The 14,304-nt window shown below is 47.9% G+C and carries 11 protein-coding genes and 1 pseudogene; 5 read left to right on the forward strand and 7 right to left on the reverse strand.

Going from position 1 to position 14,304, the window contains the following annotated elements:
* Positions 1-83: 83 nt before the first annotated feature.
* Entirely contained in the window at positions 84-359 is a 276-nt protein-coding gene (locus tag QUA25_RS27615) for a hypothetical protein (RefSeq protein WP_333042783.1), read from the forward strand.
* A 95-nt stretch (positions 360-454) separates the two neighbouring features.
* Here QUA25_RS27615 and QUA25_RS27620 read toward each other — a convergent pair.
* From QUA25_RS27620 to QUA25_RS27650, 7 genes and pseudogenes are all read right to left on the reverse strand, one after another.
* A pseudogene (locus QUA25_RS27620) lies at positions 455-1,573 on the reverse strand (IS4 family transposase); the annotation flags it as partial.
* Positions 1,574-1,785: 212 nt separating this feature from the next.
* Positions 1,786-2,037, reverse strand: a complete 252-nt coding sequence (locus QUA25_RS27625; protein WP_333042784.1) for a DUF433 domain-containing protein — start codon at positions 2,035-2,037, stop codon at positions 1,786-1,788.
* A gap of 585 nt (positions 2,038-2,622) precedes the next feature.
* Positions 2,623-3,177 (reverse strand): NYN domain-containing protein, encoded by a 555-nt coding sequence (locus QUA25_RS27630; RefSeq protein ID WP_242722119.1) that lies wholly within the window; start codon positions 3,175-3,177, stop codon positions 2,623-2,625.
* Positions 3,178-3,357: 180 nt separating this feature from the next.
* The gene (gene murI, locus QUA25_RS27635) at positions 3,358-4,197 is read right to left on the reverse strand and encodes a glutamate racemase (RefSeq protein ID WP_190660417.1); all 840 of its coding nucleotides are present in this window, start codon (positions 4,195-4,197) and stop codon (positions 3,358-3,360) included.
* A gap of 159 nt (positions 4,198-4,356) precedes the next feature.
* Positions 4,357-6,153: an N-acetylmuramoyl-L-alanine amidase gene (locus QUA25_RS27640; RefSeq protein WP_333042788.1), complete on the reverse strand. Its 1,797-nt coding sequence runs from the start codon at positions 6,151-6,153 to the stop codon at positions 4,357-4,359.
* Positions 6,154-6,748: 595 nt separating this feature from the next.
* On the reverse strand, positions 6,749-7,114 hold the full coding sequence (locus tag QUA25_RS27645) for a hypothetical protein (protein WP_333042790.1): 366 nt from the start codon (positions 7,112-7,114) through the stop codon (positions 6,749-6,751).
* 478 nt (positions 7,115-7,592) lie between these two features.
* Positions 7,593-8,615, reverse strand: a complete 1,023-nt coding sequence (locus QUA25_RS27650) for an alpha/beta fold hydrolase (protein ID WP_333042792.1) — start codon at positions 8,613-8,615, stop codon at positions 7,593-7,595.
* 417 nt (positions 8,616-9,032) lie between these two features.
* Between QUA25_RS27650 and infC the strand changes: the two genes are divergently transcribed.
* The 4 genes from infC to QUA25_RS27670 all read left to right on the forward strand — a co-directional run bounded on the left by infC (position 9,033) and on the right by QUA25_RS27670 (position 14,213).
* Complete coding sequence (gene infC / locus QUA25_RS27655; RefSeq protein ID WP_006635262.1) at positions 9,033-9,569, forward strand: translation initiation factor IF-3; 537 nt, start codon at positions 9,033-9,035, stop codon at positions 9,567-9,569.
* Between the two features lie 107 nt (positions 9,570-9,676).
* Entirely contained in the window at positions 9,677-12,721 is a 3,045-nt protein-coding gene (locus QUA25_RS27660; protein ID WP_333042794.1) for a HEAT repeat domain-containing protein, read from the forward strand.
* Positions 12,722-12,843: 122 nt separating this feature from the next.
* On the forward strand, positions 12,844-13,320 hold the full coding sequence (locus tag QUA25_RS27665) for a Crp/Fnr family transcriptional regulator (protein ID WP_333042796.1): 477 nt from the start codon (positions 12,844-12,846) through the stop codon (positions 13,318-13,320).
* A gap of 170 nt (positions 13,321-13,490) precedes the next feature.
* Positions 13,491-14,213 (forward strand): hypothetical protein, encoded by a 723-nt coding sequence (locus tag QUA25_RS27670; RefSeq protein WP_333042798.1) that lies wholly within the window; start codon positions 13,491-13,493, stop codon positions 14,211-14,213.
* The last annotated feature ends 91 nt before the right edge of the window (positions 14,214-14,304 follow it).

A 14,304-nucleotide genomic window follows, 5' to 3' on the forward strand; every position in this document is an offset into this window, starting at 1 on the left:
CTGGTGGCTGCGGGCTTTTTCATTTACTTATTTTACCAGATGCCGACACTTAAGTTTTTTTTGACCTGAATCCTTACGACCTGATGCCATTGATCACTTGGCAATTGTGGCTGGCAAGCAATGTTGTTGAGGATTCTCCTTTACCATGGCAGAAGCCCATGACTAAATTAACCCCTGGTCGTATTGCCAATTCTTTTGCCCCACTTTTAGCGAGGATTGGTTCTCCTGCACCTCATCCCAAACCTCGCGGAAAGTCTCCTGGTTTGCCCATAGGGAAACAAAGAAAGAAACGTCCTCCCTGTCCAACGGTCAAAAAAGGGTTGGCCAAGAAAAAGAAGGTAGCAAAAGTCACCACCTGAGCGGTAATATTTTAAGCTTTATGGACGCTCTCGTCAGTTTTTAACTAGCGAGAGATTTGCTGTTAGAGGTATTTTTTAGTCTAAACTCCAGTTATTACCCAATCGTTCCATAATTCCATCCCATAGATCCACCGTTGTCCATAGAGGCTCAGACTAAATTCACTTACGAAGTGGGGTTTTGTCTTGATGCTCATTGAGCCGTCCAGCATAAATTTCTATACCTAATTTCTTGATCCATTGTCCGTGAATCGTCGCCAAACTATAAGCTATCGCAATCAACAAGACTAAGGCTAAAAAGCGAGCTTCATTGACCTTGGTGTCTTCCAAATTATAACCACCTGTTTTGTAATCTTTGAACATCTGTTCGATGCCCCACCGACAACAATAAACACCTAAAGTAAGCTTCAGATTGGGGAGATTTGTCAGAATATACCAAGGTTCTTTTGGTCCTAGCTTACGATATTTTCGTTTCCAATATACAGCCAGATTAAAGGGTCCTAAACCGTCTCCTTTATTTCCCAAAATATTCTGATAAAAATTGGACATCCCAGGTTTGAAGCCAAGCTTTTTGAGCACTTGATAGTCTTCACCTAAATTCTCTTGAAATTGGAAGTCCTTTTTCGCTCCGTAGTGCAAAGGATACGCCCCTGGAATCAAGCCATGATGCGAGTTTGGGGCTATGGAACTCTCGACGATCGCCTAAGACCAAGACGGGATAGTTCTTAAACAGAAGAAGGACTGTACCTAAAAGTCGTTTTTGAGTCTTGAGGTCACTGTTACCTGACTTCTTTAAGACTTCCCAATATATCGGAAGAGCATGAGTTCCCCAGACCAGACTAACCATAAATATATTGTGTCCTTTCCACTGTGTTCGGTCGATTGCAATGATCCAATAGCCATATTTTTGATGCTTGAGTTTTCGTACACAACGACGTTGTTCTCGGTTGAAGCGCTTTCCCGTTTGCTCTTGACGAATCCAATATTTAATCAGGGGAAACCACAACAGTTTGACGCACAACTGAGGCAACACTAAAAAGCGTTGTAAGTTTCGTTTGCGGCTTTGATATTGAATCGGTTGAGGAAAGACACTGGCTAATACGGAGAGTTTGACCTGACGATGAGCCGCTCAGCAATAACAATAGCAGTTGTAAGGTTAAGTACTGGCTTTCATTGAGATGAGTACGCAGGATTTTTTGGTATGATGGGGGCAACATTTTGTTTTTTGGGGAGCCCGTGTGGCTCCTTATTTTTTTGCCTTACCATTCTCTCAAACCTTTGTCCTGTTTAAACTAGAGGTGCCTTGTCACCCGCTAAGCTCAAAAACTGGTTTACTAATTGCTGCTAGTGTACCTCATAACATCCGGAAGTGCTGTATTAGCGAGACCCTTCTTTTTTATCACAACTGCCTACTTTTTCACTCTTGAGATTATTTTGTCAATAAGCCGAAATTTTTGAGGCTGGTCGCTCGCGCGAAAACAGACCCCTGTAAAGGTTCAGGGGCGCTTGTCGCCCCCTGAACTGTTTCTGTCAGTTCTGGGAAGTCGTCAATAATCTCCGTCATAGACATTCCAGAAGCCAGCCAGCCAAGAAGGTCGTAAACCGTAATCCGCATCCGACGAATACAGGGCTTGCCACCACGCTTATCCGGCTCTATGGTGATGATGTCGCGATAGCTCATGATACAGGTAAAGTGTTTGCATCTACATTATGATAGAAAAACATATCTGAAAATCAAAACAAAAAATCTAAAGCTGGAAAATTCCAACTTCAGACTTTTACTAACTCCCCGGGTAGGATTTGAACCTACGACCAATCGGTTACACTTATCCCAACGTTTCCGAAGGGGGCGGACTATTTCATCATCCCTACAAATCATCTGTGTGATCTGTCGTCGGATGTCGGGCGCTGTGAGATTTATTGGTTAGGCTCCTCATCTCTAGTCTCTGCACCTTTCCGGCTACTTGCGATCGTAACCGCTGCCTTTCGCCAGACTTGGCTCAAGATTGCCGCCACCCAAAGTGCTGCGGTTTCCTTGAATTCACCCGATTTTTCAGTATCCGTTACCGGATAGAGCTGCTATGTCACTAGGGCTTTTGGTTGATGCCAAAGGCTTGCATTCATTACAGCCGACCGCTCTGCCACTGAGCTACCGAGGATTGGGGGTTTTTGTTACCCACAATTACTAACAATAGCTGAACTTACTCGATTTGGCAAGGCCTTTGACAAACTTTTTTTTTGTCATACAGCAAGAAGGTTTCAGCAGCTAATGCAGCCCCATTCTCAACTTGGCGAGGCGCTGCTGGGATTCGGGATCGAGGGAATTGGCGAGAAACCGACTGGAGTTGTGTTTGCGGGATTTGTGCTGGCGCTCGCTGCGGCGGGCAGTGGATTCTACGTCAGCCGCTAGTTGTTCGGCTGACATCCATTCGGCACCGTAGCCGACTACGGTCAATTGCTGCGCTCGGTCTGAGGTGGCGACAATCATGCGGCCTTTGCCTTTGACCGATCGCAACTCGTAGCGCAAACTAGCACAAGATTTTTCAATATAAGTATCTGCTGTCTGACCGAAGTCAGTGTAGTGCACCGATAAATTTTTAGTAATAATTTCTTTAACGCCAGGAGTATCTCGATAGTGCGCGTCAAACACCAGTCGAGCTTCAAAATCTTGAACGGCGCTGTAGTTAACTAAAACCTCAATCAACTCGCGGCGAGCTGTTTCGAGTTCGTCGCGATCGCGCTTCTCTCGGAGTCGAGGCCAAAGTCCAATAATGTTATAGCCGTCTACAAGTAAAACTGCTTGTGATACATAGGGTGACATGGTTCAAGGCTGAAGAGATCCAGCACGTATAGGACATTATTTGCATTCTTCATCAAAGCTTTTGTTCAATAATATTACCTATTGATGTGTAATTGCTAGGTTACATCCCAATAATTAAACCCCCCAGAGCCAGCTTTACCTGAGTTTTGGGGGGTTAGATTAACCTATAAATTTTCCAGCTTATTCGCCAGATTCCAGCGATACGGGCGATCGTACAACTGTCGGCAGGGATATTTTCTCAACAGCAGGAGTACAACCGAGCCACTGCACCGACAACTCCGCAAACTGCTGCGGGGGGCCGCTCACGCAAAAACGAGTCGGTAGCGCAGTACCAGGATTCCGCAGCCCTAAAAGCTCCAATTCTCTGGCAGCAGCAGCCACCACCCGTACCGCAGGATCGATCAATGTCACCCCAGCAGGCAAAAGCGAGCGCAGCACAGGAGCCAACAGTGGATAATGAGTGCAGCCGTAAATCAGCGTATCGATGCGCTGCTGAATTAAAGGAGCCAAATATTCCCGAGCCACTTCACAAGTATAAGGGTCGTGAATCCGGTTTTGCTCCACCAGCGGCACAAAAGCCGGACAGCTAACCTGCCACACCAGGCAAGAATCGTCCATCTCCAAAATCGCATTTCGATAAGCATTGCTAGCAGCCGTAGCAGGAGTTGCGATAACCCCGATCCGCTTGCCTTGCTGCACCGCAGCCTGCGCCCCCGGCAGAATTACTCCCAGCACCGGGATATCAAACTCAGCCTGCACCATCTCCATCGCCAAAGCAGAACTGGTGTTGCAGGCCATAATGACCATTTTCACATCCTGTTCCACCAGCCAGGCCATAATTTCGCGGACAAACTCCACAATTTCTGACGGCGTGCGAGTGCCGTAAGGCAGCCTCGCCGTATCTCCAAAATAAAGTATCGATTCGTTAGGCAATTGTCGGTACAACTGGGTCAAAACAGTCAAACCGCCCACACCGCTGTCAAAAATACCAATTCTTTGTTGTCCAGAGTCTGTAGTCATTTGTTAATTGTCAATAGTCGGTTGTCACTTGGCACTGGGCAGTGGTCAGTTGGCAGTGGTCAGTTGGCAGTGGTCAGTTGGCAGTGGTCAGTTGTCAGTTGCTAGCAATAACAAATAACAAATAACCAATTACCCATTACCAATCCCTGCGGCAATATATTATCTTTGTTGAAGATAAACTAAAATACCACGAGCGATCGAAGCCGCCATTTGACTGCGGTAAGCTGGGTCAGAAAGCCTAGCAGCATCTTCAGCACCCGTGACAAAACCCACCTCCAGCAAAACAGAAGGCATAGAAGTCTTCCTCAAAACGTAAAATCTCGCCTGCCGCACCCGGCGGTCAGTCGCCCCCGTCCCCTCCAAAATACTGGCGTGAATCACCCTCGCCAAATCTTGGCCGTTATTGAAATAATAAGTCTCAATCCCGCTAATATCCGGCCGACTCATATTAATCGCATTAGCGTGAATGCTGACAAACAAACTAGCATTCACCCGTTCCGCCAAAGAAACTCTCGGTTCCAGGTCGATTTCGCTGTCGTCAGTCCGAGTCATCACCACCTGCACGCCCTGCTGTTCCAGCAGCCTCGCCACCTGAAACGAGATATCCAAAACAATCTCCTTCTCCTGAATGCCCTGAATCCCGACTGCCCCCGGATCGCGGCCACCGTGACCAGGATCGATCGCTACTACGGCGCGGCGGTTAGAAGCTTGGGGCAAATCGTCACTTCCGAAAGTCCTTCTCGGCAAAGGCTGCTGCTGGCTGGGAGTGCGAGTGAAAGGCTGCTGCGCGCTAGCATTAGATCGCAACTGCAAAGACAGCAACTGCGGGCTCGGTCTCGTCACCCTGCCTACCTCTACCCCCGATCGCGGCTGCACCCAAATCACCACAGTCTCCGAGTCTTCTTGGCTGGCCGTAAAGGATACAGGACTGTTGGCATCGAGCTGAGGAATTTCCCCCGTTAGCACACCAGAGGCGATCCTGATCCAGTAAGCTTTCGACCCCTGGTCCCAGCCGCTGGTATAGGAGACTTGGCGGTCAGTTCTCACCACCAGTTGCGTGCCGTTACTGGCTAAATCAATTGACTGAACTCTCGCTAAATTTCCTTGAGCTTGTCTAGCGGGAGGATCTACAGTCAGGCGCCGGGAAACCGAGGGCTGTCGTACTACACTTCCAGGCAATAGCACAACCCCGCCCAAATTGCTCACAGATGCCCGCCACTGAGTATTAGAATTCTTCATCCGCAAAGTCACGCGGGTAACGGGCGGGTCTGTTGGCAGTTGCCGGACTTCAATCTTGTCAACCCCGTGCTCACCGTTTGTTTTAGGCTGTTGGCTGCTTAGGGCCGGCCCTACACTAGCTCCTTCAATATCGAGGGTAGCGATGTCCCCAGCCCGACTTTGTTGAAAATTAATTTGGGGGCGACCGCCCGCAGTGCGGACTAAAAAACCGTCCGCCGTCGCCTGAACGTTCTGAACTACAGTCGCCTGGGCTGACTCGGCTTGGGGTGCTGAAGATTCAACCGATAACCTTTCTCCCCCTGGCTCTGAAATCGGATTTTGAGTTTCTCCCGGCACCGGCGTTGGCAAATCCACTGTCCACTCGCTCGGAGAAATCCCCCGGAATTTTACTTGCTGAGGGTCTATAGTAAACCCGTCTTTGATCTCGACCACAATTCTGGTCGTATCGTTGTCAAACTGTCCTACCCGCACCGATTCGATCGCCCCTGAGAGCGGTTTGCTGACCGAGGGACGACCCAGACTCGTCCCCGGCAAGTCGATTACCAACCGCATAGGATTGAAAATCAGTTGAGCCTTGGGTTGTACTCCCCCGTCTGTTGTAATGTAAAGCCGGTTCTCTGAAGCATCAAACCGCCAAGATTGCAGTCTAGCTGCTTCGGCGGCTCCGGCGAGCAAAAATACACTTAAGAAACTCGGTAGTAGCCAGTGGAATTTCACGACAGTTTTTTCCTCGTTTGCGTTACTGCCAAAAGCTGGAAGGGCGCTGCTTGCCCGATCGGCTTTCAGCAGTTAGCCGCCAGCAGACCGGTGGCACGGGGGCCGTCAGTTGTTGGCTAAATTGACTTTTTTATGCGTTAACAGGCTCCAAAATGCCAGATACCGGCATTTTTGAACTTTCCCGTATACTTGGGGGCGATCGGTTATAAGCAGACTGAAAGATTGTTGGCACAAGGGAAGGTATTTATTTTTAGGAGCAAGAAACAAGGTGTTTCTTGAAGTTATAAGGTACAAGTTAGAAGGTACAAGTTAGAAGGTATAATTTTACCGTTCTTCCAGGGAGGGGTTTCATAGCTCTTTAATGTTGGCGAAGCTCGTTACGGCAAGGGTTATAATCCGCTTTAAACTTGCGTTTTGTTCTAACTTTTCCTAAACTACCTCAATAACTTAACAACTTAGCTCGGTAACAATCCGGATTTTCAACATTTAGGTAACTTTTCAATGCCGTCAAATGTTAGTCCCACACAAACTGACATATTCTTTTGCCAAAGCTTTTTGGCTACTTTTTTACTAACAGATTGACAGTTAAATACAACTACATATCGCCCCTGCTCTCTTTTTTTCTGAATTTTTTAATCAGGGATTTTCGGTGCTGCTTGAAATTTCGTGGGACGATCGCGATCGCGCCAGCCAATTTTACAGTATGATAGCTAGTCCATATTTTCAGCAGTAACGGGAGAGTTTTGTGTGTTACTTGGGCGGGCAATGCTTTGTCCTTTAGACTCTTTTTGAGTGAACGATCGACAGCCAGAGCATTGGTTGGTTGACCTGAGAAAAAGTTTTGACCGTAGATATAATAGTTATCGCAGTTGTAAAGTTTGTTGGACAGCCAGGACAATCGATCGGCTTCTGGGTAAAACCTGTGATTTGGTTTAATGAGTTGCCTTTCGACTAACTGCATAACTTGGATGTGTACTACCAGTTAGAGAAGATACACTATCTTGGTGATTGTGTCAATGTCTGAGCTTCTAAAAAAAGGCGCCATCAATAACAGTAGATACATGACATCACAGAAAGACGGAGACTTACTTTCCAGCAGGAGTCGCCCACAGCAAACAAGTTGTTTAGGTTAGTTCAATCGTCTAGATAGCGGCTGGGGAGTCAATCTTGAACCTCAAATCGACTGACTATCAAGATAGGGAAGTTTTGTAATATAGCAACCGCCCTGACGGTGAGGAGGTTCTTAATTTTTGAAACCTAAGCGGTTGATTGCGCCTTTTTGCAGGACTTCTTTTTACCCGCTCCGCTCGTCGCGATCGCCTTCAACATCTGCTATACCATACCACCAGGGGAATCGAGTTCTAGCAAATTTATTTTTGAGCGGGATCAATACCTGGAAGTTATTTTTTTACCTTAGTAATCCACGGCACCATGTCTAATCAACAGTGCTGCAATTGGCTCTCGCCCATAGCTGCAAAATTCCGGCTCATCCAGTTCAAAATTGCTTGATTTACTTGTTCCGGGCATTCATCCTGGGGACAGTGGCCCGCATTATCTAATTCCACTAGCTCTACATAATTGGGGTTGCATTCGACAAATTGGTGGGGTCGGGCGAACCGAGGGGGAATCATCCGGTCTTGTTTGCCCCAAATTAACAGCATGGGGATTGTTAAATTTCGCATCACAATTTTGACACTGGGGCAAAATTTTGAACTGCCTACAGCTTTAAATAAGGCGCAGAAGGCGCGGGCTGCTCCCCGATCGCCCGCAGGCCCTGTTAAAATTTCAACTAATTCGTCGGTAACAGCTTCGGGGTTGGAGTAGGCAAAGCCAACCCAGCGACGGACAAAGGAAGGCTTACGGGCAAAATAAAACAAAGGCCTGAGTACGATCGGAGAAACAAACAAACTTTCCACAGCTTCGATCGCCGGAAGCAGCCATCCGGGCACCGCTTCGGCTCGCACAGAGGGGTCTGGGAGGCTAATCATCACGATGCCGGCTACCATGTCCGGGTGAGCTGCGGCTACGGCTAGACAAATTAGCGAGCCGATCGAGTTTCCTGCCAATATTACTGGCTCTCTGATAAAAGTTAGCCAAAAATCATAAACTTGATCCACCCACAAAGACACAGAGTAGTTGACCGGAGCTTTTTGGGAAGCGCCAAACCCTAACAAATCCAAGGCATAAACGGTTTGGTTTTCGGCGAGTTGGGCGAGATTTTGTCGCCAGTGCCCGATCGAAGCTCCAAACCCGTGCAGTAAAATAATCGGCGTTCCCGATGCGCGCGGGGGCATTGGTTCGGCCGCAGAATCTTGAAATTCCAGCGCGCCTTGATTTCGTACCCCATCGGGCCGCAAATAAGTGTAGCGAGTTTGCCAACCCCGCCACATCCAGTCTCGTTGAGTTCCCACCCGTTGGTGCCACAGCAGAGAATTTGTCAATTTTGCCTCAGCTCGCAACATAAATTTACACTTGCTTATACCTATTCTACAAGGCAAATCAGGCGACTTGGGGGACTTGTCCGACCCGGCGAGATGGGCTAGGAAAAGCGACTTTACCTCATCCTTAAGCTTTTACCCTGAATTTTTGACGGTTTTGTCATCAATCGGGCAAGGGGGCGGGCGATAGTGTGTGAAGTTAAAATAAAACTAGGCAGAAACTCAGCCAGACTGAGTAGAATAGCAAGTATTGTAAGAATTCATTTACGATCGTCCAAATATTCCCCAAGGCTTTAGCGGAGGGGACACAGGGCGCGGTAGTACGTCCGGTAAGGGTAACACCTTATAAAACAGTTCGATCGTCAATCGTGAAAAATTGACCGATCAAACCTGTAACTATCAAGAAGCTTCGCTATTAAACTACTGCTTGTAAAACCATTCATGCCTGTGATTGAAAGAAGACAAAATCGCAACCTACCCCAGATCAACGAAAATATTCGATACCCCAAAATCCGGGTAATCGATACCGACGGCGCGCAACTAGGGATATTGACGCCTGCAGAAGCGCTGCGCCTGGCAGAAGAAAAAGAACTCGATCTCGTACTTGTCAGCGACAAAGCTGACCCGCCCGTATGCCGGGTAATGGACTATGGGAAGTACAAATTCGAGCAGGAAAAGAAAGCGCGAGAAGCAAAGCGGAAGCAGCACACTGCCGATGTTAAAGAAGTGAAGATGCGCTACAAAATTGAAGAACACGACTACCAAGTGCGCCTCAAACTAGCAGACCGCTTTATCAAATCTGGGGACAAAGTAAAAGCCACGATCATGTTCAGAGGTCGGGAAATCCAACACAGCAACCTAGCAGAGGACTTGCTTAAGCGCATGGCGACAGATTTGCAGGAAATCGCAGAAGTGCAGCAAGCCCCCAAAAAAGAAGGACGCAGTATGATGATGCTGCTATCGCCGAAGAAAGTATAAATAGATAGTCATTAGTAAGCAGTCATCAGTCATAAACTGGTGACTGATAGCTGATGACTTCCGAAGTTAGTCAGGAATAAGCTACCACACAGGGAAATCAACGCTGCATGGAAAATTTTCAAATCAGCGGTTCGGCGGGAGTAAAACAAGGAGTGCTGCGATCGCTCAACCTGCGATCGGAAGAAGTAGAGCGAACCATACTGATGTTCGTAGTATACACTCTAACCTCCGTCGGGCTGATCTGGCTGGAACTCAGCACAGTAGGTCTTTTTCTAGATGAATTTGGTGCAGACAAAATGCCTTTTATCTACATAGCCAGCGCCTTTATCGGTTCTGGCTTGGGATTTGTCTACTCGTGGCTGCAAAAAATCCTCCCGCTAAGGCGCACCGTAGTGGTTGTTCTGGCAATGATGTCGATACCGCTATTTTTGTTTCGATTCGGCATCGGCTACGAAAATATTAAGATAGCTGGCGTCAGCATCGCTTTTATTACTATTTTTTTGATGTGGCTGTGGGTAGAAGCTTGCTATGTCCTCAACGATCTTAATACTTCTATCACCTCCAACCAACTGTTTAATATTAGAGAAATCAAGCGCACCTATCCGCTAGTTAGTAGCGGCTATTTAGTAGCTGGAGTAGTCAGTGGATTTTCTCTGCCTGTTTTGCTGTACGTAGTCGGACTCAAAAACGTTACCCTCATATCGGGGTTGATGGTGGCGACAGGCTCGGTGTTGCTCTACTACCTCACGGAAAAATATAGCCAAGCATTCCCGGAAACGGCTCACTGGACGGATGACGACGAAGACGACGATCAAGAAGAATTTACCGCCCGCAAAGTTACAGGCCCGCTCCAAAAATACGCCGTACCTCTAGTCAGTTTTTTCATCCTCGCAGAAGTCGTCTACGTGCTGGTAGATTTCCAATTCTACAGCCAGTTAGAATACCAAAACCCGGGGGACGGAGCTAGCTGGATCGCTAGCTTCCTGGGCATTTATGAAGGCATACAAGGCCTGTTTCAAGTGGCAACTCAGTGGTTCGCTTCGAGCCGGTTAGTGGAAAGAATCGGTGTATTCGTGACGGCGATGATTTTGCCGGCGGGCATCGCTATACTCGGGGTGCTGACCATAGGAGCATCTCTGGGCCAGCTAGTATCTGTGTTTATCGGGCTAATATTGCTGAGATTTTTAGACGAACTGCTTCACTACACGCTTTTGGAAACTGTTAGCCCGGTATTATTTCAACCGATTCCCGACAATATTCGATCGGGAATTCAAACTTTGGTCAACGGTGTGGGCGAACCTTTGTCCTGCGGAGCTACAGGAGTAGGCATCCTGATTATGCTGTGGGTGACAGGCAAGATACTCCCCCAGCAAGACGAAAATGTATTTCACGACCAGCAAAGCTTGATATTTATTGGCGTGATCGTCATATTGGCACTGTTGTGGGTGTTTGTGGTATGGCTGATCCGCTCTCAATACGTGGGTTTGTTGGTCAAAAGTGCGGAGCGGGGACGCTTGGGCGTCACAGACGTTGACCTCAAAGCTCTCAAGCGGGCAGTGGTGGAAACTCTACAAAAGCCGGGGGGCGAAGATGAAAAGCGCTCTTGCATAGAACTCCTGACGCAAATTGACCCCAAAAATGTCGGAGAAGTTCTGGCTCCCCTCCTGGATTCGCTCTCCCCTGGTTTGCAGCGCCAGAGCTTGGAAACGATGCTGCAACACCCGAACCCCGCATATTTAGAATCTGTCCGCGCACTCTCGCAGCAATCCTTGCCGCCGGAGGTGCTGGCCTTGGCTTTGCGTTACATCTGGCTGACGGAAGCTGAACCGAATATTGAGAGCTTGCGGCCTTACTTGCAGCCGACGGTCGATCCGGTGGTGCGGGGTACGGCGGCTGCTTTAATTATGAGAAGGGGCGATCGCCAGCAAAAGGCAGAGGCTACTAACACACTGCGCCAAATGCTGACACACAAGCAAGAGCGGGAACGTGTTATGGGGACGCGGGCTCTTGGAGAAGCTGATTATTTACAAGGGCTGCGGCTGCATATCCCCAATCTGTTGCAAGATGAATCTCTGCGAGTGCGCTGCGCTCTGTTAGACGTGATTTCGTCTACTCATTCGGAAGAATATTATCCTTCGCTGCTGCGCGGACTTGGTTACAAATCGACTAGGGAAGCGGCTTTGCAGGCTATAGTCAAACTTCACAACGACGCCATTCCTTTGCTCGTGTATTTGGCTGAGGATATCCACAAGTCGGATTTGGTCAGGTTGCAAGCTTGGACGGCTCTGGGTCAAATTGGGACTCCGGAGGCGATCGACATTTTGGTCAGCAATTTGATGACGGCTTGGGGAACTACCAGGCGCAATATTCTCCGCATCCTCTTGAAAATGCCTTCAGAAGCGGGGATAGAAGGGGTTCTAGACCGCATCGGCCGCAGCGGCTTGGAAACTCTCATCGAACAGGAGTTAATGTTTATCGGTCAAATTTATGCAGCTCTGGTAGATTTGTCTGGGGTAACAACCTACGGCAATTTCTCAGAGCGAGAGGGCAACAGCGCCCGGGAAGCTGGGAACGATACGGCTCAATTGTTGCAGCGTGCTCTGGCGGGGTTGGAAGCTGATGCTAAAGAGCGCTGTTTTTTGCTGATGAAGTTTCTTTATCCGCTGGAAACGGTACAAGCGGCTGCTTTCAACATCGCTTCCGGCCAACCTTCTTTGGTTGCTAGGGGATTGGAAATTCTCGATAATACTGTGGATATAGCTAGGAAGCGATCGCTCATCAATTTGTTAGATCAACACTCGGAAAGAGAAAAATTGAGCAACCTCTCGGAATTGATGGTTTACAAACCTCTAGCCCCTAGCGATCGTTTGCGCCGCTTGCTAGAATTGCGCCACTTCCTTTCGGATTGGGCCTTGGCCTGCTGCTTTCACTTGGCGAGAGAAGCGCGCTGGAGTCTTACGGCTCAACAAACTCTCGTCTGTCTGCAGCACCCGACGGGTTTTGTCCGCGAAGCAGTGTTAGCCTATTTGAAAATAGCTTCGCCGCGGGCTTTGGGCGAATTGTTGCCCAGGCTGCAAAATGACCCCGATAATTTGGTATCCGCTCAAGTTGAAGAGATGATGGCAGAGTTCGGTGCTGGGGGAAAAAGGTAACATTAGTCAGTTGTCAGTTGGCAGTTGTGATTGTCAGTCAACAGTTAACCGTCAACCGTCAACGGTTTTTATTCCCCTTCTCCTTCCCGTTTTTAAGTTTCAATTAATCACTGCATCTCATTATGTTAACAAGCGTCGAACGCCTATTGTTTGTGAGGGAGGTTCCGATTTTTAAGGAACTGCGGGATGATTTTCTCGTGCGTCTAGCATCGGTAATGGATGAACTTTCGTTTCCTTCCAAGCACAGGATTTTTACGGAAGGACAAGAAGGTCGATCTCTCTATATTTTGGTATCGGGAACGGTGCGGGTGCATATAGGCGATCGGGATTTGGCACAGTTGAAAGCGGGGGCTTGTTTCGGGGAAATGTCGCTTTTTGATGCCGAACCTCGATCGGCTTCTATTTCTACTGTCGAACAATCGGAGTGTTTGATGCTGACTCAAATGCAGCTATACGATGCGATTGATGAAACGCCGGGAATTGCGGTGAATATTATTCGCTTGCTGTCGCGCCGGATTCGGGAGTTGAATCAAAAGTTGAATGCTAAAGAGGCAATTATGCCTCCTACAGAGACTGTGAGAGTTCCTGAGATGCGATGAAATTGGGGAAGTGGGCATTGTGTTTTTAGTCGATCGGTAATTCTGCACAATTTATCTTCTGTAAGGTGCCAATAGCGATTACGAATACGCACAATTTTTCTGGTAGATTAGATTACACGTAATTGCTCAACCCCCTTGACAAGAGAACGAGATAAACATTAGATAAAGGAATGAAAAAACTCCCTGACCTAAAACAACTATCGGATGAGGCCAAAAACGCCTTGATAGTAGAGCTATGGCAGGAAATCCAAAAACTGCGGGCAGCATTAGACACTGACGAATCAAAACCCAACTCATCTCCCGCCAAAACCAGCTCGAATTCAAGCACTCCACCATCAAAAGGATTCAAGCCCAACATCAAGCCGAAGCCATCGAAAATAGAAGGAGTCAAAAGACAAAAAAGCATCGGCAGAGCAGGAGGGGGAAGACATCTACATCCCGAACCCGACCAAATCATTGTCGCTCAAATCAAAAGTTGCCCCCAGTGTTCAGAAACAGTCACTGCCACGTCCCAAAAATTGCAAGCGGTCTATGACAAAATTGAACTACCACCAATTCGTCCGATAGTCACCCGCATCGAGCTCTATGGCGGTCGCTGCCTCTGTTGTCAAACCGAGTATCTGGCCCGGGTACCTGCTGGAATGGAACCAGGCTCACCATTTGGCAGCTCAATTCAAAGCTTGGTTACATATCTGCGCTACACTCATGCGATCGGCTACGAACGGCTGTCGGGAATCTTGGCGGAAGTTTTTGGACTCAAGATATCCGAAGGAGCGATCGCCAACCTCTTAAGTACCGTCAAAACCAGTTTAGATGACCTTTGTAAATCAAATACTGCAACGTTTGCGGCAGGTAAAATTAATTTGCAAGCGATGAAACCAGTGCCAGAGTGAACGGACAAAACCAATAGACATCTCCGAAAACAATCAAAGCCTCTGTATAGTTAAGTTATAGGACATAAATGTAATCATCGTAAATTAGCTA

Source organism: Microcoleus sp. Pol17C6, from assembly GCF_036701145.1.
GTDB lineage: Bacteria > Cyanobacteriota > Cyanobacteriia > Cyanobacteriales > Microcoleaceae > Microcoleus.